The 21,375-nt window shown below is 47.7% G+C and carries 26 protein-coding genes; 23 read left to right on the forward strand and 3 right to left on the reverse strand.

Annotated elements, in window-relative coordinates:
- Positions 1-18 precede the first annotated feature (18 nt).
- Together WCN91_RS11885 and WCN91_RS11890 are read left to right on the forward strand one after the other, a co-directional pair.
- The gene (locus WCN91_RS11885) at positions 19-903 is read left to right on the forward strand and encodes an ABC transporter ATP-binding protein (RefSeq protein WP_342679320.1); all 885 of its coding nucleotides are present in this window, start codon (positions 19-21) and stop codon (positions 901-903) included.
- A gap of 9 nt (positions 904-912) precedes the next feature.
- Entirely contained in the window at positions 913-4,497 is a 3,585-nt protein-coding gene (locus WCN91_RS11890) for an ABC transporter permease/M1 family aminopeptidase (RefSeq protein ID WP_342679322.1), read from the forward strand.
- On the opposite strand, the gene WCN91_RS11895 is transcribed toward WCN91_RS11890, so the two are convergent.
- Together WCN91_RS11895 and WCN91_RS11900 are read right to left on the reverse strand one after the other, a co-directional pair.
- Positions 4,494-5,339, reverse strand: coding sequence for an endonuclease/exonuclease/phosphatase family protein (locus tag WCN91_RS11895; RefSeq protein WP_342679324.1), 846 nt, complete (start codon positions 5,337-5,339; stop codon positions 4,494-4,496). The genes WCN91_RS11890 and WCN91_RS11895 overlap by 4 nt on opposite strands.
- Positions 5,340-5,631: 292 nt before the next feature.
- A complete protein-coding gene (locus WCN91_RS11900) occupies positions 5,632-6,312 on the reverse strand; it encodes a TorF family putative porin (protein ID WP_342679326.1) in 681 nt (226 codons plus the stop codon).
- 680 nt (positions 6,313-6,992) lie between these two features.
- Between WCN91_RS11900 and WCN91_RS11905 the strand changes: the two genes are divergently transcribed.
- The 3 genes from WCN91_RS11905 (at position 6,993) to WCN91_RS11915 (ending at position 8,126) form a co-directional block, all read left to right on the forward strand.
- On the forward strand, positions 6,993-7,274 hold the full coding sequence (locus WCN91_RS11905; RefSeq protein ID WP_342679328.1) for a type II toxin-antitoxin system Phd/YefM family antitoxin: 282 nt from the start codon (positions 6,993-6,995) through the stop codon (positions 7,272-7,274).
- Positions 7,271-7,558, forward strand: coding sequence for a type II toxin-antitoxin system RelE/ParE family toxin (locus WCN91_RS11910; RefSeq protein WP_257085869.1), 288 nt, complete (start codon positions 7,271-7,273; stop codon positions 7,556-7,558). The genes WCN91_RS11905 and WCN91_RS11910 overlap by 4 nt, the downstream gene beginning before the upstream one ends.
- A gap of 154 nt (positions 7,559-7,712) precedes the next feature.
- Positions 7,713-8,126 carry a hypothetical protein gene (locus tag WCN91_RS11915; protein WP_342679330.1) on the forward strand — a complete coding sequence of 138 codons (414 nt, stop codon included), beginning with the start codon at positions 7,713-7,715 and terminating at the stop codon, positions 8,124-8,126.
- A gap of 358 nt (positions 8,127-8,484) precedes the next feature.
- Here the strand turns inward: WCN91_RS11915 and WCN91_RS11920 are convergent, their stop codons facing one another.
- The gene (locus tag WCN91_RS11920) at positions 8,485-9,651 is read right to left on the reverse strand and encodes a hypothetical protein (protein WP_342679332.1); all 1,167 of its coding nucleotides are present in this window, start codon (positions 9,649-9,651) and stop codon (positions 8,485-8,487) included.
- Between the two features lie 282 nt (positions 9,652-9,933).
- Here WCN91_RS11920 and WCN91_RS11925 point away from each other — a divergent pair, with 282 nt between their 5' ends.
- The 18 genes from WCN91_RS11925 to rplQ all read left to right on the forward strand — a co-directional run bounded on the left by WCN91_RS11925 (position 9,934) and on the right by rplQ (position 20,691).
- Positions 9,934-11,877, forward strand: a complete 1,944-nt coding sequence (locus WCN91_RS11925; RefSeq protein ID WP_342679334.1) for an AsmA family protein — start codon at positions 9,934-9,936, stop codon at positions 11,875-11,877.
- A gap of 330 nt (positions 11,878-12,207) precedes the next feature.
- A complete protein-coding gene (gene rplN, locus WCN91_RS11930) occupies positions 12,208-12,576 on the forward strand; it encodes a 50S ribosomal protein L14 (protein WP_105253480.1) in 369 nt (122 codons plus the stop codon).
- A 10-nt stretch (positions 12,577-12,586) separates the two neighbouring features.
- Positions 12,587-12,901 (forward strand): 50S ribosomal protein L24, encoded by a 315-nt coding sequence (rplX, locus tag WCN91_RS11935; protein ID WP_105189440.1) that lies wholly within the window; start codon positions 12,587-12,589, stop codon positions 12,899-12,901.
- Positions 12,902-12,916: 15 nt separating this feature from the next.
- Positions 12,917-13,456 (forward strand): 50S ribosomal protein L5, encoded by a 540-nt coding sequence (gene rplE / locus WCN91_RS11940; RefSeq protein WP_105189439.1) that lies wholly within the window; start codon positions 12,917-12,919, stop codon positions 13,454-13,456.
- 10 nt (positions 13,457-13,466) lie between these two features.
- Entirely contained in the window at positions 13,467-13,772 is a 306-nt protein-coding gene (rpsN, locus tag WCN91_RS11945; protein ID WP_342679338.1) for a 30S ribosomal protein S14, read from the forward strand.
- A gap of 21 nt (positions 13,773-13,793) precedes the next feature.
- Positions 13,794-14,186, forward strand: coding sequence for a 30S ribosomal protein S8 (gene rpsH, locus WCN91_RS11950; protein WP_105189437.1), 393 nt, complete (start codon positions 13,794-13,796; stop codon positions 14,184-14,186).
- A gap of 12 nt (positions 14,187-14,198) precedes the next feature.
- Positions 14,199-14,732, forward strand: coding sequence for a 50S ribosomal protein L6 (rplF, locus tag WCN91_RS11955; RefSeq protein WP_342679341.1), 534 nt, complete (start codon positions 14,199-14,201; stop codon positions 14,730-14,732).
- A 9-nt stretch (positions 14,733-14,741) separates the two neighbouring features.
- Entirely contained in the window at positions 14,742-15,095 is a 354-nt protein-coding gene (gene rplR, locus WCN91_RS11960; RefSeq protein ID WP_342679343.1) for a 50S ribosomal protein L18, read from the forward strand.
- A gap of 9 nt (positions 15,096-15,104) precedes the next feature.
- Complete coding sequence (gene rpsE, locus WCN91_RS11965; RefSeq protein ID WP_342679345.1) at positions 15,105-15,611, forward strand: 30S ribosomal protein S5; 507 nt, start codon at positions 15,105-15,107, stop codon at positions 15,609-15,611.
- Between the two features lie 6 nt (positions 15,612-15,617).
- On the forward strand, positions 15,618-15,797 hold the full coding sequence (gene rpmD / locus WCN91_RS11970) for a 50S ribosomal protein L30 (protein ID WP_105189433.1): 180 nt from the start codon (positions 15,618-15,620) through the stop codon (positions 15,795-15,797).
- Between the two features lie 4 nt (positions 15,798-15,801).
- The gene (gene rplO / locus WCN91_RS11975; protein WP_105200319.1) at positions 15,802-16,236 is read left to right on the forward strand and encodes a 50S ribosomal protein L15; all 435 of its coding nucleotides are present in this window, start codon (positions 15,802-15,804) and stop codon (positions 16,234-16,236) included.
- A gap of 11 nt (positions 16,237-16,247) precedes the next feature.
- Positions 16,248-17,576 carry a preprotein translocase subunit SecY gene (gene secY, locus WCN91_RS11980; protein ID WP_342679348.1) on the forward strand — a complete coding sequence of 443 codons (1,329 nt, stop codon included), beginning with the start codon at positions 16,248-16,250 and terminating at the stop codon, positions 17,574-17,576.
- Positions 17,577-17,597: 21 nt separating this feature from the next.
- A complete protein-coding gene (gene rpmJ / locus WCN91_RS11985; RefSeq protein ID WP_002959476.1) occupies positions 17,598-17,711 on the forward strand; it encodes a 50S ribosomal protein L36 in 114 nt (37 codons plus the stop codon).
- A gap of 128 nt (positions 17,712-17,839) precedes the next feature.
- Entirely contained in the window at positions 17,840-18,196 is a 357-nt protein-coding gene (rpsM, locus tag WCN91_RS11990) for a 30S ribosomal protein S13 (protein ID WP_105189430.1), read from the forward strand.
- 13 nt (positions 18,197-18,209) lie between these two features.
- A complete protein-coding gene (rpsK, locus tag WCN91_RS11995) occupies positions 18,210-18,596 on the forward strand; it encodes a 30S ribosomal protein S11 (protein ID WP_022943956.1) in 387 nt (128 codons plus the stop codon).
- Between the two features lie 21 nt (positions 18,597-18,617).
- The gene (gene rpsD / locus WCN91_RS12000) at positions 18,618-19,238 is read left to right on the forward strand and encodes a 30S ribosomal protein S4 (protein ID WP_342679354.1); all 621 of its coding nucleotides are present in this window, start codon (positions 18,618-18,620) and stop codon (positions 19,236-19,238) included.
- A 24-nt stretch (positions 19,239-19,262) separates the two neighbouring features.
- Positions 19,263-20,249, forward strand: a complete 987-nt coding sequence (locus tag WCN91_RS12005) for a DNA-directed RNA polymerase subunit alpha (protein ID WP_105189428.1) — start codon at positions 19,263-19,265, stop codon at positions 20,247-20,249.
- A gap of 40 nt (positions 20,250-20,289) precedes the next feature.
- On the forward strand, positions 20,290-20,691 hold the full coding sequence (gene rplQ, locus WCN91_RS12010; protein WP_105200316.1) for a 50S ribosomal protein L17: 402 nt from the start codon (positions 20,290-20,292) through the stop codon (positions 20,689-20,691).
- The last annotated feature ends 684 nt before the right edge of the window (positions 20,692-21,375 follow it).

Consider the following 21,375-nt stretch of genomic DNA (forward strand, 5'->3'; position numbering starts at 1 on the left):
TAAATTAAGGACAAGCAGGTGCTAACAATTCAAGGTCTTACCAAAACCTACAGTAATGGCGTACAGGCTTTAAAGGGAGTGAATTTAGAGATCCCTAAGGGCATGTTCGGTCTTTTGGGCCCCAATGGTGCCGGTAAATCATCATTAATGCGCACCATAGCGACACTGCAAAGCGCCGACAGTGGCAGCATTACCTTCGATGGTCTTGATGTGCTTAACCAGCCCCAGGAAATTCGTCGCCGTTTAGGTTATTTGCCCCAGGACTTTGGTGTGTACCCACGTATTAGCGCCTACGAGCTGCTTGACCATCTGGCCATTCTTAAGGGTTTAGATCAGGCTAAAGAGCGTAAAGAAGTAGTGGAAGGCCTGTTAGCCCATACCAACTTGTATCAGCATAAGTCCAAGTCGGTAAGCGGCTTTTCCGGCGGTATGCGCCAGCGCTTTGGTATTGCCCAGGCATTGCTTGGCGACCCGGACCTGTTGATTGTTGATGAACCCACCGCCGGCCTCGACCCGGAGGAGCGTAACCGCTTCCATAACCTCTTGGTGAGCCTTGGCGAGCAAAAGGTGGTTATTCTTTCTACCCATATTGTTGATGATGTCAGTGAGCTGTGCCCGAATATGGCGGTGCTGGCCGGTGGCGAAATTCTTCTTAAGGGTAACCCTATTGACCTGACGCAGCAGCTTAACGGCCGTATCTGGCGCAAAGAAGTGGTTACCCAGCAAGAAGCACAAGAGCTGGAGCAAAACCTGCCGGTTATTTCCAAACGTTTGTTTGCCGGTAACACCATACTGCATGTGTTTGCCGAGCAGGCGCCAGAAGGCTTTGAGACCGTGGCCAGCAACCTGGAAGACGTGTACTTCTCGACCTTGCATCAGCAACGCCTGACAGCATCGGCCTAAGGAGGGGTTATGTTGTTAAAAATGCTCACCTTTGAGCTGCGCTATTTTGTGCGCCAGCCGTCATTTTATGTGTCCAGCCTGTTGTTCTTTTTGCTGGCGTTTCTTGCCACCGTTTCCGATAACGTGCAAATAGGCGGCAGCAATGTAAACGCTAACAGCCCTTATACCATCTTGATGATGATGGTGGTGATGTTGATCTTCGCCCTGTTTGCCGTGGTGAATTTTGTCGCCTCCTCGACCATACGCAACGACAGCGAACATATGGCCGAGCTGGTGTACAGCAAGCCTATAGCTCAGCACAGTTATCATCTCGGCCGCTTCCTTGGTGCCTTTTGCGTCACCTTGCTGGTCTTTGCCTTTGTGCCTTTGGGTGTTTTTCTCGGTACCTGGTTCGGCTCGTTAGTGGGCTGGTTAGACCCTGAGCTACTGGCCCCCAACAAGCTGCAATATTACCTTCAGCCCTTTGTGATCTTGGCGGTGCCAACCCTTTTTGTGATGGCGGTAAGCTGCCATGTGGCGGCACTGCGTTTTCGTACCATGATGGCCGTGTATATCGCCGCCGTGGTGCTCTTTATTGGTTATAACACTGTGTCGGTGTTTTTCGAGCAGCCGGAATTCCGCTTATGGGCGGCACTGTTCGACCCATTCGGTTTTGGCGCCTTTATGGATGCCACCCGCTACTGGACTGTGGCGGAGAAGGACACGCAAACCTTGGCCTTAGAGGGCAATGTTCTTTATAACCGCCTGATTTGGTTGACTGTTGCTGTGGTGCTCTTTGTCACCATGGGCCTCAAAGGCGGCTATCAAAGCGGTGGTAAGGATAAAAAGCCGCAGCAGGCTTCTGCTTCCATGCTTAAACGCGCGCAACAGGCGCTTAGTAATAAGATTGCCGTGCGCCCAGCGCAGATCAGCACTAAAAGTCAGTTTTTACTGCGCACCCGCTTTGAGATAGTGCAGGTGGTCTTTAGCGCGCCCTTTATGATACTCGCGGCGCTGACCCTGTTTATGCTTATTTCACCCTTGTTGGTGCCGGGCCAATGGTATGGCACCTCAAATTGGCCGCTGACTCAGGCGATGATCCCGCTTATTAAAGGGGTGATGGGCATGTTTATGATCATCATCCTGGTGTATTACAGCGCCGAGGTGGTGTGGCGTGAGCGCAATTCTAACTTCGGTGACATTATCGACTCTTACCCTACCCATAACCTGGTGTTCTGGGCGTCAAAGCTGTTGGCCATCACCACGGTATTGGTGCTGCTCTACGGTGCCGGTATGCTCTTTACCATCACCTATCAGTTGGTGAAGGGGCAGTTTAATATCGAACTGGGCCAGTATTTGTTCCGCCTTGGTTACCTGACCATGGTGCCCCTGGTGATGACCACCATATTGGCGTTTTTCTTCCAGGTGATCAGCCCGAATAAATACGTGGGTATGCTGCTGTTTATTATTTACTACGCCGTAAACATGGTGCTTAGTAATTACGGCTTTAGCCATAATATGTATCGCTTTGCCTCTTCGCCGGCGGCACCTTACTCGGATTTGAACACCTATGGTCACTTCTTAACCGGGGTGCACTGGTACAACTTATACTGGTTGGGCTTAACTCTGGTCTTAGCGGCTCTGGGCTATGGCCTGTGGCACCGTGGTCCACAGCAGACGCTGCTTTCGCGTCTGCGCCTGTTGGGTTATCACTTAGGGAGCAAGGGCAAGCTGGTAGTGACCTGTGGTCTGGTGATCTTTGTTGCCAGCGGCAGTTGGATATATCACAACACCCGAGTATTGAACGATTACCACACCCAGGATCAGAGCGAAGACCTGCGCACCCAGTACGAGCAACAACTGGTGCAACATAAGGATGATCCTATTCCGGTTATTACCAAGGTGGATGTGACCGCGGATATTTACCCGCACGAGCGCCGCATGGTAGCCAAGGCCGAGCTGGAGTTTACCAATACCAGTGAGCAGCCAATCAAGCGTTTCCTGGTAAGCAAGCCAAGATTTAGCTCCCAGTGGCAGCTTAGCCTTGAAGGCGGGCAGCTAGCGGAAGAACTTAGCGAGTTTAAATCCTGGTGGTATGAATTTGATACTCCGTTACAGCCGGGTGAAACGCGCACGGGTGAAATGTCTGTGGTGCGCGAACATCAGGGCTTTAAGAACAGTGGCTTTGATACCCAGCTGGTAGAAAACGGCACCTTTATCAACAACTATGAACTCTTCCCGGTATTTGGTTACCGTGGTGACTATGAGCTGCAAGACCGCAATGAACGTCGCAAGCGCGGCCTGCCGGAGCTGGAGCGCGCCCATGATCTTGAAGACAGCCGCTACTACCAGCAAAGTTTCTTCGGTCAGGGTGTGGGCTTTATCGACTTTAGTGCCACCATCAGCACGAGTCTGGATCAATTCGCCATCGCGCCCGGTTACCTGCAACATGAAGAGATAGACCAGGAGCGTGGACGCCGTACCTTCCGTTATGAGATGGATGCGCCCATGGTGCACTTCTATAACATTATGTCGGCCCAGCTAGAGGTGAAGAAGGAGCAGTATAAGGGCATAGATATCGAGGTGTACTATCACCGCGACCATGCCTGGAATATAGATACCATGATCCAGTCTACCAAGGACTCTATCGACTACTTTACTCAGGCCTTTGGCCCGTACCAGCATAAGCAGTTACGTATTTTGGAGTTCCCCGGCTATCGCTCGTTTGCGCAAAGCTTTGCCAATACCGTGCCTTATTCGGAAGACATAGGCTTTATTACCGATCTGCGCGACCCGGATGATATAGATGCACCTTATTATGTGACCGCTCATGAAGTGGCGCACCAGTGGTGGGGTCATCAGGTGGGGGCGGCGAATGTACAAGGTTCGGCGGTAATTTCCGAAACCCTGTCGCAATACAGCGCTATTCAGGTGTTGCGCGAAAAGTATGGTGAGCAGAAGCTGCGTAAGTTCTTAAAGTATGAGCTGGATCACTACCTGCAAGGACGAACCCGTGAAACCCATGAAGAGATGCCACTGTATCGCTCGGAGAACCAGCAATACCTGCACTACCAAAAGGGTTCTGTGGTGATGATGGCCATCGCCGATCGCATTGGCGTAGAGCGCACCAATGAGGCGCTAAAGGCATTTTTACAGGCCTTTAAGTATAAAGACGACCCTTATCCAACTACCTTGGACTTGTTATCTTACCTCAAAGCGGATGCCGACGAGCAGGAGCAAGCCTTTATCGACGACCAGTTTAAGCGCATTACCCTGTTTGAGCTGGGCGTAGACAAGGTGGAAGTGGCCGAGCAGGCCGATGCCGAGGGCAAGTTTAAGGTCACGTTAACGGTAACGGCTAAAAAGGCATTTGCCGATGGCAAGGGCAATGAAACCGAGCAGCCGATGGCGCAGCTGGTGGATATTGGCTTGTTTAGCGAGGATCCTGAGAAGCTCAGCGCTGAAGACGCGGTCATCTATCTGCAAAAACATCAGCTTAGCAGTGGTGAAAATACTCTGGAGCTGTATGTGGACAAGAAGCCGAGCTATGCCGGCGTTGATCCGCTGGTGAAGCTGGTCGACAGAGACAGCGCCAATAACATCAAGAAACTCTAATGCTGTTTATCACCGCCGGGCTCCTCGGTGGTGATATGCACAGACATCAACATTGGGTTGTGATCCGAACTGGTGCGCTCCAGCGTTTGCGACGAGGTGAGGGTCACGCCTCTTATCCATATTTGATCTAGGGGTAAATCAAACACCCGGGTACGATGATCCGGTGTAAAACTGACCCTTGTCATATCTAGTTCACTCAGCAGCCCTTGCACCAGTTGCCAGCGTGCGCGACTCCAACTGTTAAAGTCTCCGGCAAAGATCACCGGCCCGGAATGAAGCTTGATTAAGCCCGTTAACCGTTCCAGTTGTTGCCTATAGTCGCTGATGCCAAGAGTAAAGTTAATGCCGTGCATATTCACCAGCAATAAGGAGTCACCATTAGTCAAAGGGTAGCGACTGATACTTGAAGCCTTAGGGGTACGGAGCCAGGGTTCCCGTTGATAAAAACGACAATAAAGCTGGGGCGACCAGTCGCTTAGCAAGGCCAGCCCGGTTTGCTGGTTGAGGCCTTTGTAGCCTGGCGAAAAGCGGGTGTGTGGCTTGAGCTGGAGCAGCGCCTCTTCCGTGATGGCTTCTTGCAGCAGCATAATATGACTTTGCTCTGACAGGGCGTGTAGATCTGCTAGTAATTCAGGCTTGGCCGCCTTATAAATATTCCAGCTGAGCAGTCTGAGTTCTGATACCGGCAAGGGCATGCTTTGTGGCTCACTGGGCTGGGCTAATAGCGCAGCACAGGACTGGGGGGAGTCGGCACTAAAGGGAGACGCAGGCAAAGGCTCCGGCAGCACGGCCTGTTGCCACTGAATAAAGAGTAAATAAAGCAGAAAATAGAAACTCGGCACAGGCAGCCTTAGTAAACTTACTGATCGGCAAGATTATAGTGGCAAAAATGACTTTGGATGCCAAACAGAAAAGATAAAGGGCTTCATACCAATTCACTTAAATAGCTAATCATTCTAGCGGGCTAAATATCGTGCTCACTGCGTTGGAATTTTATTATGGAGAATAACTACATAAGAAAAATTCCGCCTTGTTATCACATCATTTATCCAGCGCTATCTCTAATCACATACTTAACAGAATTGGTATTACGGCCCCGGTTTGCAGCAACAATAAATGGGTATGACTTTAAGCTTACAGCTCAAAGTCTAAGCTGTATGAAACATACGCTTTTAAATCATCATCCGCGTCCAGGTCGGTTTGCAGCAGGCCAAAGGTAAAGCCCGACTTGCTGACGCTGACGCCATAATCTATGTAACTGGTGTCTTCACCGTACCACTCCTCCACGGTATCGCCGCTGGAATGGCCGAAGTGAAGCGCCAGTTCGGTATCTTTTAAAATGGTAAAGCTGGCGTTGAGCTCAAGGTAGAGCATGTCTTCTTCGTCGGTGGCATCATTTTCGGCATTGACTAGGTAACTGGCACCGGCGCTAAGCCATTGCCAGCTCACCGAGCCATAGATCTCACCAAAACCAATATCCCCCTCGGCATCCGGATAGGCGTAATAGATATAGCCGACATCGTAGCCTATGTCATCGATTGAGCCGGCGAAGCCCGCGTACAAGTCCATCTCATAGCTGGTGCTGGCGGCATCACCGAAATCGATATTAGACAGCCAGGTGCCAGCATAAAAGCCGGTGTCTGAGGCATAGTCTATGCCACCGGATACCGCCGCCCCATCGTCCGACTGGGTAATACCGCGCCAATAATAGTTAGAGCTGGCGGCAACATTGGCGGTAACTTCCGCCTGACTGGCCAGCGGGGTGAGGGACAGTGCCAACAAAGCCAGCACCGGCACGTATTTCTTTTTGTTCATTTTCTCATTCCTGTAGTAACCCTGTGTTGAATACTTAGTTGGCAAGGCTTGTGCCAATAGCGGAATGTTTTTTAAAAATTGCTGTTTTTCAGGTGTTTGTTGGTGTTTTGGGTTGTGTTGGCTGGTGGGCGGGGGAGTGCGGATGCACTCAGGTGGTGCATATTTTATGCTTTTGCACATGTTTTAAGCATGGGTTTTGAATTAAGAACTGTCGCGGAGGGTGAGCGCGTTAAGAAAATAGTCCGGTGGACTATTTTTAGCAAGCGAACGCCTTGAGCCAGTGAAAGGCCGGGGACGGCAGTCAGAGGTATGCTTCACCACTGTGCTAATAATTCATCCCTGAAGCTGTTTTCCTGTCGGCATCCATGCCTCGCTGTCTTAGCCACGCTTCGCAGCAAAAGCCGAGATCGAAAGCGCGAATTTTAACGGGATTTAGCTGATACATCTGCGTTTCAATTTAGGCTAACGCAAACTGTAAGTCCGATTAGAGCGAATAGCTGATGCTCACCCTTCCACCGAAATCACTGTGTATACATCCATAATCGTTGAGTTTCTCCCATAGTCAGGAAAACGACCTAGAGGGTCGATATTAAATTGTTATAACGCAGTATCAACTTCTTGCTCATAACGGTTAGCTGAACTATTATTTGTACGTTATTTTGTACTATTTGGAGTTCAATATGAGTCGCATTCATTTCGATCAAGATATTCAGCCGTTGTCTGAGTTTCGCGCAGGTGTAGCTTCTTACATCAAACAAATCAATGAGACTCGTCGTCCATTGGTAATTACGCAACGTGGTAGAGGTGTTGCTGTTGTTCTTGATGTTGCGGAGTACGAAGCAATGCAAGAGAAAATTGAATTATTGGAAGAAATGCGCACAGCGGAAGCTCAATTAGCTTCAGCTCTTGGCGTTTCTAATGAAGATGCGCGTGCCCAAGTTTTGGGGCGCATTAAAAAATGAAAGTAGTTTGGTCGCCTCTAGCACTTCAAAAGTTAGGCGACGCAGCCGAGTTCATTTCTTTGGATAATTCGTCGGCAGCGGAAAAGTGGGTAAACGAAGTTTTCGATAAAACGGAGTTACTTGGAAGCATGCCTGAAATGGGGCGCTTTGTTCCTGAATTGCCTCATACTAACTACCGTGAAATCATCTTCGGTCACTATCGTATAATCTACAGTCTAAGCCATGAAATCCGAGTTTTAACGGTTCGTAATTGTCGTCAAATATTGTCGGAAGATGATGTGTAAAACTGCGTTATAACAAGGCGTTCAAGAGGGATAGTCAACGTTTGGCGACTTTGGTTCAAATCTTGGTATCGGTGTTTTCGGGGGTAAATTGAAGTTTGGTGGTAGTGCGTTGCCGCCCATTAACGTGGCGTTAGGAAAAACAAAGGGTAAGTAGATGGATCAAATAAAAAATCGAGTAACCGCGGTCATTTTAGGTGTTGCGTTGGCTTATGCATCAATTGCTATTGCAGGCATTGGTGCGGCGGTAGCAATACCAGCTGATATTCTAAAACCTGTAGCTCAAGTATCAGGTTTGCTAGCATTCACTCTAGTCGACTTATTCACAATCGCAGTGCCGCTGGCGGCAGCATTTTTAACAGTGGCCTTCGCCAGTAAGCTGGTAATCAGCAAGCCAGATTTCACTTTTTATGCGTTGTTGCTCGCGCCTTTAGTACTCTTGCAGCTGTATTTTGTTGCGCAATCACAACCTCAAATGTTCAATAACATCGTTACAACGCTGCCACGTTATCTGCTGTTGGCCGTGTGCTTTTACTTTTTGGTTCGCAGCAGTAAGCGGGCAAATGCCTAACAAGCGCAGTCACAATCGGCCACTGTGAGGTCTGTGCTGCGAGCGTTCATCGTCCGCTAATGGCACTTAGCATCTTATCGGAAACCTCAAAACTCACAGGCATCGATCTTCCCGTTTTGATTCGCGCTGGAGAAATCAGCTTTGTTGTGGAGTGTGCTTGAGAAAGCGAGATAGGGATATCGAGCTAGGTTTACCGAGGTAGGACATCTCGTTAAACCGTGTTGAAAGCTAAGCGGAACGTTTAACAAAACCCTGAGTTCGTAAGCATAAGCGAATCACGGGCGCCCTAGGAGTCGTTAGAGGAAATGGGCGCGCATTTCCTCTGACTTGAAGTCGCCAACGCGACAATAACTACCTGTTACCCAAAAATAGCCCGCATCAAGCTAATGGTATCCGCAACACTGCGGCCTTTTTCCACTTCACTGATAATCGAATCGCGCTTAGCGCGAATATGCTCGGGAATGCCTTCTTCGGCCAGGGCGCGGTCAACTAGCATGGCCGCCGACTCTTTGGTGCGCTTTCTCGCTGTGCTGTTGGTGCTGGCCGGACTCGCTTTGGGCTTGTGTAACAGCTTAAAGTAGTTGGATTGCTCCATGGCGTTTTTATCAAAGTAGTAGAACAGGCACGGCAGCAGGGCCTTAATATCGACCAGGCGTTGTTCCTGCTCGCTATCCCCTTGCGCCATAGCGAACCAGGGCTGGCGCGCTAGGGTGCAAACTATATCTTGCCAGTAACGTTCAAAATCGCGGTTATTCAGCTTGGCAATATTTAATGCCGCGCACAAGGCATCGCTTTTGGCATTGGTAATGGGCGTGAACACATCGGGACGGCGCATCGCCAATAAGCGAGTAGCCGGGGCCAGGGTCGGCTTATCATCACTGCCGGTAAATAGTTGCAGGTACGCAAGCACAAAGGCTTGGTAGTGCTCTAGGTTCACCTCGTCGGTGAGGGGGATATGTGCCAATGCCGCCTCGACCGCCTGCGGTTGGTCATCAAGAATTTGCGCAAAGGCCTTGTTGTTTTTAATGCCGGCAAAGAACTCCACATCGAAGCGGTACACAGCTGGGTCGTGAGCGGCGGTGTGCTTGCCGATAAAGGCCAGGCGGTCTTCCTTGCTCATTTCCTGCAACGGCGTGCTTTTAATGCTGGCAATATGCTCGGCTAAACTTAGGTGCTCATCCAACAGTACGCGTTCTTTATTTTGTTCAAGGTAGGCGCAGATCACCGGCCAAGGGGCAATACGTAGGGTTTTTAGCTGTAAAAAGCTAATCGCGTCTTTAAGCTGGGTTTGTAGCTTTTTCACCGTGGGTAGCTGCGTTGGTTCAAGCAAGTCAAAGTTCAGGCGCTCGGTGGTCACATCAAGCAATTCATAGGCCCAGCCGAGGAAGTCTTCAGGGTGGTGCTCAACTTTGACCGCCATCAGGTTAAGGCTGATGTCCGCCGCCTGTTTGAGGATATTCTGATAAATCTGACTTTCTTGTTCCGCTAACGCCATTTTTGATGGCGAGATAAGCAACTTCTTCATGCTAGGTACTAGGCTCCGCTTGATATTTTACAGTCCCGCTCGTGTCTGTTGACCCTGCGGGGCTGTGCATCATACTGAGATTGAGTTTTGTTGCAATATTGACATTTGTGTAATTAACGCCCAGCACTTCGGTGCTTGGCAGTAGGGGAGTAGCAAACGGCGATTTCCTTAGAGATTAGTGCTCCAGTTATCATCATATATTCATTCATCTCGACTACAATTACACTTTTATAGCCAATAGGTTATGCTACTAGTGTTGTCTCAAAAGGAACGAGGTTAAGCATGAAAACCCTTGCCAAGGTATTAGGTATTATTATTGTCGTGATCATCGGCTTGTTGATCGCGATTCCATTTTTTATCCCCGTAGATGCCATATTTACTAAGGTGTCTGAGCAGGTGGAGAAAACCACCGGCCGAACTTTGACCATAGCCGGCGATAAAAACTTAGCGATTTTCCCGTCGTTACGCCTGGAGCTTAATGATGTCAGCTTTAGCAATATGGCCGACGGCTCGCGCGCCAATATGGCGACTATGAAGCAGTTGGATATTCATATTCCCTGGACATCGCTGTTCTCCGGCGAGGTGAAGCTGGGGAAGTTTGTTATTCGCGAACCGGATGTGTTGTTGGAAACCAACGCGCAAGGCAAGGGCAACTGGCAGTTGTTTGATAAGGTAGCCGAGCAGCAAGCTGAGCAAACCAAGTCTGGACAGGTCAGTCTTCCTGAAAACTTCGATATCGAACTTGGTGAAGTTGCCATCTATGGCGGTCAATTTACCTACCTTGACGGCCAAACCGGTGCCAAGCAGCAAATTTCCGACCTGGAACTGGCAGTGTTATTGCAATCACTGCGTAAACCACTGGAGCTAAAAGGTGGCATTACCTATATGGCGCAGCGCTTTAACCTGGATGTGGTGGTCGATAACCCTATTAAAGCCATTGAAGGACGCCCGTTTGCGGTAACTAAAACAGTCGAGTCGGATCTGGTTAATGTTGAATTTAAGGGGCAAATCGCCGATCAAGGCCAAAATATTAGCGGTACTTTGCATCTTGAGGGTGACTCGGTAAAAGACATCGCCAAGTGGCAGGGTGTTGAGCTTAATGCCAAGGATATCGCCTTTAATGCCTTTAGTGTTGATGGCAGTATGCAAATGCAGGGTCAGTCGTTCACCATTAATAAGCTAGTGGCCAAGTTGGATGAGCTTGCCATCGAAGGTATGAGTACCATCAACCTGGGTGAGCGTTTGGCGGTTAATGCCAATGTTGACCTCGGCATGCTGGACCTAAACCCGTATCTACCTGAACCAACTGAAGCAGTAGAAGCGCCAGCCGAAAAGCCCGCTGAGGATGCCAAGGCCGAGCCAATCGTCTGGGATGATACCAAGATGGAACTGTCGGCACTCAATAGCCTGGATGCTAACGTGGTTGTGCGCTCAAGTGGCTTAAAGGCACGTGACATTACCCTGGGTGAGAACCAGTTCACCTTAAAACTGCAAAATGCCGTGGCGAATTTAAGCATGGATAAGTTTGTGGCTTACGAAGGTCAGGGTAAAGGGACTGTGATGCTTAACGCCAAACAGGCACCGTATCAGATCAATACCAATTTCAGTCTGGCAGGTATCAATGCCGAACCGCTACTAACCGATGCCGCCAAGTTCGATAAGCTGATGGGCAAGGGCTCTATTGACTGGCAGCTAAACACACGTGGCCAAAGCCAAAAAGACTTTGTGAATGCCTTAGCCGGTAAACTGAGCTTTAACTTTGCCGACGGTGCGGTGAAAGGTGCTAACGTGGCCGAGCTGGTGCGTAAGGCCAAGGAATTGATCCAGGGTAACACTGCGGCACTGGCCGATGGTTTAAATACAGATTATGACGAGTCGCAAAAAACAGACTTTACCGCGCTCACGGGCAGCATGACCTTTACCAATGGCGTGGGCACTAACTCGGACTTGTCTTTACAGAGCCCGCTTATCCGTATTACTGGTGAGGGTGAGGTGAGCTTGCCTGCGACCGAAGTGAACTATCGTTTAGTGACCGGTATCGTTGATTCCATCGAAGGCCAGGGTACTACGGACGAGAGCACAGGTTTTAAAATTCCGATGCGCATTAAAGGTCCATTCCATGATGTGGGCATTAAGCTTGACGTAGCCGATGCAGCCAAGGAAAAAGCCAAGGAAAAAGTTAAAGACAAGGTAAAAGATAAGCTCAAGGGCTTGTTTGGTGGTTAATTGACCCCATATAGAAATTTAGCAACAGGGCGCTTTATGCGCCCTGTTTGTTTTGTAACCAATTGAACCTTGGCGCAATTCAATGACAAGTAGGGGAAAACACCCCGCTTAAAGACATTTATCACACGCGAATATGCGTGTAGATACAGCCCCTTGGTCGGGAAATTAATTAAAAATTAGCCTACCTTTTGCGCGCCATTACTGATACAATTGCCCGCCCTCAGCAGTCAAGCAGCCTAAAAGTTGCCTGATTATTGAGCGAGTGAAATATTTAATGCCTTAATTTTTAAAGAAATTTAGGCTGTTTGTAACTACACCGGAGCATCTAAAATGATCCAAATGCAAACTCAGCTGGACGTTGCTGATAACAGCGGCGCTCGCAAAGTGCAGTGTATTAAAGTCCTTGGCGGTTCACACCGTCGTTACGCATCTGTTGGTGACATCATCAAAGTTGCTGTGAAGGAAGCAATTCCACGCGGCAAAGTTAAAAAAGGTGATGTTAAAAACGCAGTAGTTGTGCGTACCAAAAAAGGCGTTCGTCGTCCAGACGGTTCTTTGATCCGTTTCGATAGCAATGCTGCAGTTATCCTTAACGATAACCTACAGCCAATCGGAACTCGTATCTTCGGCCCTGTGACTCGTGAACTTCGTACTGAAAAGTTCATGAAGATCGTTTCACTAGCACCAGAAGTACTATAAGGAGTCGATCATGGCAGCAAAAATCCGTCGTGATGACGAAGTAATCGTACTAGCCGGTAAAGACAAAGGTAAGCGCGGTAAAGTGCTTTCAGTTGTAACTGAAACTGGTCGAGTATTTGTTGAAGGCGTAAACCTTATCAAGAAGCACCAAAAGCCTGTTCCTCAGTTGAACCAAGCTGGCGGTATTGTTGAGAAAGAAGCGTCTATCGACGTATCAAACGTTGCGATCTACAACTCGGAAACGGGTAAAGCAGATCGTGTGGGTTTCAAGTTTGAAGATGGCAAGAAAGTGCGTATCTTCAAATCTACTGGTAAAACTATCTAATAGTTGGAGTAGAAGATGGCGAAACTGCATGAAGTATACAAAGACAAAGTAGTAGCAGAACTTCAACAGAAGTTTGGTTACAGCTCTGTCATGCAAGTCCCTCAGATCGAAAAGATCACATTAAACATGGGTGTGGGCGAAGCCCTAGCTGACAAGAAAATTCTAGAAAACGCTGTTGCGGACCTAGAAGCAATCTCTGGTCAGAAGCCTCTAATCACTAAAGCTCGCAAGTCAGTTGCAGGCTTTAAGATTCGTGAAGGTTACCCAATTGGTTGTAAAGTAACCCTACGTGGCGAGCGTATGTGGGACTTTTTTGAGCGTTTGGTTTCAATCGCTATCCCGCGTATTCGCGATTTCCGTGGTGTAAGCGCTAAGTCTTTTGACGGTCGCGGTAACTACAGCATGGGCGTACGTGAGCAAATCATCTTCCCAGAAATTGATTATGATAAAGTAGATCGCGTTCGTGGTCTTGATATCACTATCACTACTTCTGCGAAAACGAATGATGAAGGCCGTGCGTTGTTAGAAGCGTTTAACTTCCCATTCAAGAAATAAGGGTAGGGTTATGGCAAAGAATTCAATGAAAGCGCGCGAAGCAAAGCGCACTAAGTTAGTAGCACAGTACGCTGAAAAGCGTGCAGCACTTAAAGCTATCATCAGCGATGTTAACACATCAGATGAAGAGCGTTGGGACGCGGTTCTGAAGCTTCAGACTCTTCCGCGTGATTCTAGCCCTGCACGTCAACGTAATCGTTGTAACATCACGGGCCGCCCACATGGTTACCTTCGCAAGTTCGGCCTTAGCCGTATCAAATTACGCGAAGCTGCTATGCGCGGTGAAGTTCCTGGCCTTAAAAAGGCTAGTTGGTAATAGAATCACGGGAGTAAGACTATGAGCTTGCAAGATCCTATTGCGGATTTGTTCACACGTATCCGTAACGGCCAGACTGCGAAGAAGGTTTCTGTTTCAATGCCATCTTCAAAGCTGAAAGTAGCAGTTGCTAAAGTGCTAACTGACGAAGGTTATGTATCTGGTTACTCTGTAACTGAAGGTGCTAAGCCTGAGCTTGCTATCGAACTTAAGTACTTCGAAGGCAAAGCTGTAATCGAAAACATCCAGCGTGTTAGCCGCCCTGGTCTACGCATCTATAAGAAGCGTGACGAATTACCTAAGGTAATGGGTGGTCTAGGTATCGCTATCGTATCAACTTCTAAAGGCCTAATGACTGACCGTGCCGCACGTAGTGCTGGCGTTGGCGGTGAAATCATTGGCTTTGTAGCGTAATCGGAGGGGACTATGTCGCGTATAGCAAAGGCACCTATTAATGTTCCTGCCGGTGTAGAAGTAACGCTAAAAGGCCAGGATATCACAGTTAAAGGTAAGAACGGCGAACTTAGCCGTACGATCCACGAGGCTGTTGAAGTTTCATTCGAAGACAATGTAATCAAAACGAACCCAGTTGAAGGCGTTGCTAACGCTTGGGCTCAAGCTGGTACTGCTCGTGCACTTATCAACAACATGGTTGTTGGTGTGAACGACGGTTACGAGATCAAACTACAGCTTGTAGGTGTTGGTTACCGTGCTGCGGTGAAGGGTAACACACTAGATCTAACTCTAGGTTTCTCACACCCAGTAAACTTCGAGATCCCAGCGGGCATCACTATTGAAGCTCCAAGTCAAACTGAGATCGTTGTTAAGGGCGCAGACAAGCAGCAAGTTGGTCAAACTGCTGCGAACATTCGTTCATACCGTGAGCCAGAGCCTTATAAAGGTAAAGGTGTACGTTATGCACACGAACACGTGCGTCGTAAAGAGGCTAAGAAGAAGTAAGGTAAGACGATGGATAAGAAAACAGCTCGTCTACGTCGTGCTAAGCGCACCCGTAGAAATTTTATTGAACAAGGCAAAACACGTCTTGTTATCCACCGCACGCCACGTCACATTTACGCTCAGGTAATTAGCCCTGAGGGTACTGTACTGGCTGCTGCTTCTACTGTTGAAAAAGCAATTGCTGAAACAGTTAAAGGCACTGGCAACATCGAAGCTGCGCAAGCAGTGGGTAAAGCAGTTGCTGAACGTGTGGCTGAAAAAGGCGTTAGCGCAAGCATCGCTTTTGACCGCAGTGGCTTTAAATATCACGGCCGTGTGAAGGCGCTTGCTGATGCAGCGCGTGAAGCCGGTTTGCAATTCTAGGAGTAGACAATGGCTAACGTAGAAGCAAAGCAACAACAGCCTGATTTGGCTGAAAAGCTAATCGCGGTAAACCGTGTGTCTAAAGTGGTTAAAGGTGGTCGTATCTTTAGCTTCACTGCACTAACAGTAGTTGGTGATGGCGCAGGTAAAGTAGGTTTTGGTTATGGTAAAGCACGTGAAGTTCCTGCCGCTATTCAAAAAGCAATGGAAAAAGCACGTCGCAACATGATCAACGTAGACCTTAAAGGTAATACACTTCAGCACCCTATCAAGGGTCGTCACGCTGGTTCTAAAGTGTACATGCAGCCTGCACTTGAAGGTACAGGTGTTATCGCCGGTGGTGCGATGCGTGCAGTACTAGAAGTGGCTGGTGTACAGAACGTATTATCAAAGACTTACGGTTCGACTAACCCGATCAACGTTGTTCGCGCAACAATCGCTGCTCTTGAGAACATGAAATCTCCAGAAGCAATTGCTGCGAAACGTGGTCTTAACGTTGAAGAGATTTTGGGGTAAGACACCATGGCAAACACAGTAAAAGTAACTCAAGTACGTAGCTCTATCGGTCGTTTACCGAAGCATAAAGCTACATTACGTGGCCTTGGTTTACGTCGTATCAACCACACTGTAGAGCTAGAAGATACGCCTTCAGTACGTGGTATGATCAACCAAGTTTCTTACATGGTTAAGGTTGAGGGGTAATTCGATGAACTTGAATACACTTTCTCCTGCTGCGGGTTCTAAAACACCTAAGAAACGTCTTGGTCGTGGTATTGGTTCTGGTCTAGGTAAAACTGGTGGCCGTGGTCACAAAGGTCAGAAATCACGTTCAGGCGGTAAAGTACGCGTTGGTTTTGAAGGCGGTCAAATGCCTATGCAACGTCGTCTACCTAAGTTTGGTTTCACTTCACGTAAGTCGCTTGCGTCTACTGAAGTAAATCTATTCGAAATCGCTAAAGTTGAAGGCGATGTGGTAGATCTAAACGCGTTACAAGCAGCTGGTCTGGTTAAGAAGAACATCCAGTTCGTTAAAGTAGTAAAATCTGGCGAAGTTTCTCGCGCGGTTACCGTTAAAGGTCTTAAAGTGACTCAAGGTGCTCGTGCGGCGATTGAAGCTGCCGGAGGCAAGGTAGAAGAGTAAGGAAGTACTTTATGGCTAAACCAGGTCAAAATATGCAAAGTGCACAAAGTGGGCTTGCGGAGTTGAAGCGTCGTTTACTGTTTGTACTCGGAGCTATCATCATTTACCGTCTAGGTTCATTCGTGCCGATCCCTGGGATTGACGCCGCTGTACTTGCCGAATTCTTCGAGCAACAAAAGGGCACCATTGTTGAGATGTTCAACATGTTCAGTGGTGGTGCGCTTGAGCGTGCTTCAGTGCTTGCACTGGGTATTATGCCGTATATCTCGGCCTCGATTATCATGCAACTATTAACGCATATACATCCTGCGATGATAGAGCTGAAAAAAGAGGGTGAGGCAGGGCGTAAGAAAATTAGCCAGTACACGCGTTATGGTACGCTCGTGCTTGCTACATTCCAATCTATCGGTATTGCCACCGGCTTACCGAACATGATGGAAGGGTTAGTTGTTAACCCTGGCTTTGGTTTCTATTTCACCGCTGTGGTGAGCTTGGTAACCGGCTGTATGTTCCTCATGTGGTTGGGCGAACAAATTACAGAACGTGGTATCGGTAACGGTATCTCAGTACTGATTTTTGTTGGTATCGTAGCTAACCTGCCGTCTGCTATTGGTTCGACAGCCGAAATGGCGCGCCAAGGCGAATTGAATATTTTGGTACTGTTACTGATTGCGGTAATCGTTTTTGCCGTTACTTACTTGGTGGTTTTCTTTGAACGTGGTCAACGTCGTATCGTTGTTAACTACGCGAAGCGCCAACAAGGTCGTCAGGTGTACGCTGCTCAAAGCACACACTTGCCGTTAAAAGTGAATATGGCTGGGGTTATTCCACCAATCTTTGCTAGTAGTATCATTCTGTTTCCTGGTACAATTGCAAGCTGGTTCGGCCAGGGTGAAGGTCCTGTAGCTGACGTGTTACAAGCTATCTCAACAGCGTTGACCCCAGGTCAGCCTCTGTATGCGATGGTATTGGCAGCGGCTATTATCTTTTTCTGCTTTTTCTATACAGCGTTGGTGTTTAACCCGCGTGAAACTGCAGATAACCTGAAAAAATCTGGTGCATTTATTCCAGGTATTCGTCCAGGTGAGCAGACATCGAAATACATTGATAAAGTAATGACACGCCTGACATTGGCAGGTGCCTTGTATATTACCTTTATCTGTCTGGTGCCCGAGTTTATGACCATGGCATGGCAAACGCCATTCTACTTCGGCGGTACATCAATTTTGATTATCGTTGTTGTGATCATGGACTTTATGGCACAAGTACAGACCCATCTGATGTCACATCAGTATGATTCTGTGCTGAAAAAAGCGAACCTTAAAGGCTACGGCCGCTAAGGTCTGTTACGGAGTTGAGTAATGAAAGTACGTGCTTCCGTTAAGAAAATCTGCCGTAACTGCAAAGTAATCAAGCGTGCTGGCGTAGTACGCGTGATCTGCAGTGAGCCTAAGCACAAGCAAAGGCAAGGCTAATTAAACAGTCATGCAGGCTGAGTATCCTACTCGGCCTGTGTTTTTAATATTGGTTTGGTTATCGCTTGAGTATCCTTACGGGCTTTTCAAGAAGATGATTACCAAACTTTAAAATAGGAGATGTGTTAGTGGCCCGTATAGCTGGCATTAACGTTCCTGATCATAAACATGCAGTTATTGGTTTAACTTCAATTTATGGTGTAGGTAAAACTCGCGCTAAGGCGATCTTAGCTGCGACTGGTATCGCCGAGACCACAAAAATCGGTGAACTTTCAGACGAAACACTTGACGTACTTCGTGAAGAAGTTGGCAAGTACACTGTAGAAGGTGATCTTCGTCGTGAAGTTACTTTGAACATCAAGCGTCTTATGGACCTTGGTTGCTTCCGTGGCTTACGTCACCGTCGTTCGCTACCACTACGTGGTCAGCGTACTAAGACTAACGCGCGTACTCGTAAGGGTCCTCGCAAGCCTATCAAGAAATAAGGTGGGGTAAGTTATGGCTAAAGCACCAATTCGTCGTAAGAAGGTAAAAAAGCAAGTTGCTGATGGTATGGCTCACGTTCATGCTTCTTTCAACAACACTATTGTTACTATTACAGACCGTCAAGGTAATGCACTATCATGGGCAACTGCCGGTGGTTCAGGTTTCCGTGGTTCACGTAAATCTACTCCATTCGCTGCTCAGGTAGCTGCAGAGCGTGCAGGTACTGCTGCTCAAGAATACGGTTTAAAGAACCTAGAAGTTTTCATTAAAGGTCCAGGTCCAGGCCGTGAGTCTGCTGTACGTGCATTGAACGCTGCTGGTTTCCGTATCACCAACATCACTGACGTGACGCCAATCCCTCATAATGGTTGTCGTCCACCGAAGAAACGTCGCGTATAACAATAGGTTAGGAGAAAGAACATGGCAAGATATTTGGGCCCTAAGCTCAAGCTAAGTCGTCGTGAAGGTACTGACCTGTTCCTTAAGAGCGGCGTACGAGCTATCGACTCTAAGTGTAAGCTAGAGAACGCACCTGGTCAGCACGGCGCCCGTAAAGGTCGTCTATCTGACTACGGTCTACAGCTACGTGAAAAGCAAAAGGTTCGTCGTATGTACGGCATCCTTGAGAAGCAATTCCGTAACTACTACAAAGAAGCTGCTCGCCTTAAAGGCAACACAGGTGAAAACCTACTTCAGCTTCTAGAGCAACGTCTAGACAATGTTGTATATCGCATGGGTTTTGCAAGCACACGTGCTGAAGCACGTCAGCTAGTAAGCCACAAAGCGATTATGGTTAATGGTCGTGTTGTTAACATTCCTTCTTTCAACGTTTCTCCTGAAGATCAGGTAGAAATCCGTGAGAAGTCTAAGAAACAAGCGCGTATCGTAGCAGCTCTAGAATTGGCTGAGCAACGTGAAAAGCCAACTTGGGTTGAAGTTGACGGTAAGAAAATGGAAGGTACTTTCAAGCGCCTACCTGAGCGTTCTGATCTGTCTGCGGACATTAACGAACAACTAATCGTCGAACTTTACTCGAAGTAAAGTTAAGAGTTAAGAGAGGATAAAATGCAGGGTTCTGTAACCGAATTCCTAAAACCAAGGTTAGTCGATATCGACGCTATCAACCCAACTCGTTCAAAAGTGGTTCTTGAACCGCTCGAGCGTGGTTTTGGTCACACTCTAGGAAACGCACTACGTCGTATTCTGTTGTCATCTATGCCTGGATGTGCAGTTACTGAGGTAGAAATTGATGGCGTTTTACATGAGTACAGCGCGAAAGAAGGCGTACAAGAAGACATCATTGAAATCCTGCTAAACCTGAAAGGGTTGGCGGTAAACATTGAAGGCAAAGATGAAGTTTTTCTGACCCTGACTAAATCTGGTGTAGGCCCTGTGACTGCGGCAGATATTCAGCACGATGGCGACGTAACAATCGCTAACCCTGATCACGTAATTTGTCACCTAACGACAAATAACAGCGAGATCAGCATGCGTATTCGTGTTGAGCGTGGTCGTGGTTATGTACCAGCGTCTAGCCGCGTATCCTCTGAAGACGATGAGCGCCCAATTGGCCGTCTGTTGCTTGATGCATCATTCAGTCCTGTTGAGCGTATTGCGTACTCGGTTGAATCAGCACGTGTTGAACAACGTACTGACTTAGACAAGCTAATCATTGACATGGAAACGAACGGCACCTTAGATCCTGAAGAAGCGATCCGCCGTGCGTCAACTATTCTTGCTGAGCAACTAGAAGCATTCGTAGATTTACGTGATGTTTCTGAGCCAGAAGAGAAAGAAGAGAAGCCAGAATTCGATCCTATTCTGCTTCGTCCAGTTGATGATCTTGAACTAACAGTTCGTTCAGCAAACTGCTTGAAAGCCGAGCAAATTCAATATATCGGTGATTTAGTACAGCGTACCGAAGTTGAGCTTCTTAAGACACCTAACCTAGGTAAGAAGTCTCTAACTGAGATCAAAGACGTGCTTGCATCACGTGGTCTTTCTCTGGGCATGCGCCTAGAAAACTGGCCGCCAGCAAGCCTAGCTGAGTAATCTAGATCACTATATTTAGTTTAGTTAGAAGGATAGGGTCATGCGCCATCGTAAGAGTGGTCGTCAATTAAACCGTAACAGCAGCCATCGCAAAGCGATGTTCAGCAATATGGCTGGTTCTTTGGTGAAGCACGAAATCATCAAAACAACATTGCCTAAAGCGAAAGAGCTGCGCCGTGTAATTGAACCTTTAATCACACTGGCTAAGACTGATAGCGTTGCAAACCGCCGTTTAGCGTTTGCTCGCACGCGTGATAAAGAAGTTGTTGGTAAGTTGTTCAGCGAGATTGGTCCTCGCTACGAAAGCCGTCCTGGTGGCTACACTCGTATTTTGAAGTGTGGTTTCCGTGCTGGCGACAACGCACCAATGGCTTACATTGAACTAGTAGATCGCCCAGTTGCGACTGAAGAAGTTCAAGAAGACGCGCAGTCTGCAGAGTAAGTCTTAAAAAGACACAAAAAGCCGAGCTTATGCTCGGCTTTTTCTTTTTATGGCCAAAATAAAACGTTTCCCTCTTCTATATATAGCTATTGGGCTATTCCTTTATCTATATAAAACAAGCTAAATGTAACCAAACAGATCTAAAATAGATCTTTAACTGTTAAATACATCGCTTTTAGTTTCTTTTTTGCGCAAAAGATCCGTTTTTAGTAATTTTCTTTAAAAAAGGGGTTGCGTCAAAAACGAATCTCCCTATAATGCGACCCCACTGAGACGGCAGGCTGCAACGCATAGCGAGGCGCTAGCAACTCAGGGAGTCAAATAAAACTGAGTTTTGAGACTTTCCTTGAAAAAGTAAACTTTCTCAAAATTAAGTGTTGACAACAAATCAGGGTTGAGTAGAATGCACAGCCCTCGAGACGCGAAAGCAGCTCGAAACGTTCTTTAAAAATATGAAGCAATCATCTGTGTGGGCACTCGTACAGATTGAGTTCTAACAGCAGATTCTAGTTCGCTAGATGACGCAAACAAATTTAGAGTCTCAAATGAACTGAGTGGCCAACAGCAACAAGTTTACTTGTTGCAGCACAGTCAATTCGATTCGAAAGAATCAAAATCAGAATTCATTGAGCACGAAACTTAGGTTTCAAAAAACTTTTAATTGAAGAGTTTGATCATGGCTCA

The organism is Pseudoalteromonas qingdaonensis (assembly GCF_038739665.1).
Taxonomy (GTDB): Bacteria; Pseudomonadota; Gammaproteobacteria; order Enterobacterales; family Alteromonadaceae; genus Pseudoalteromonas; species Pseudoalteromonas qingdaonensis.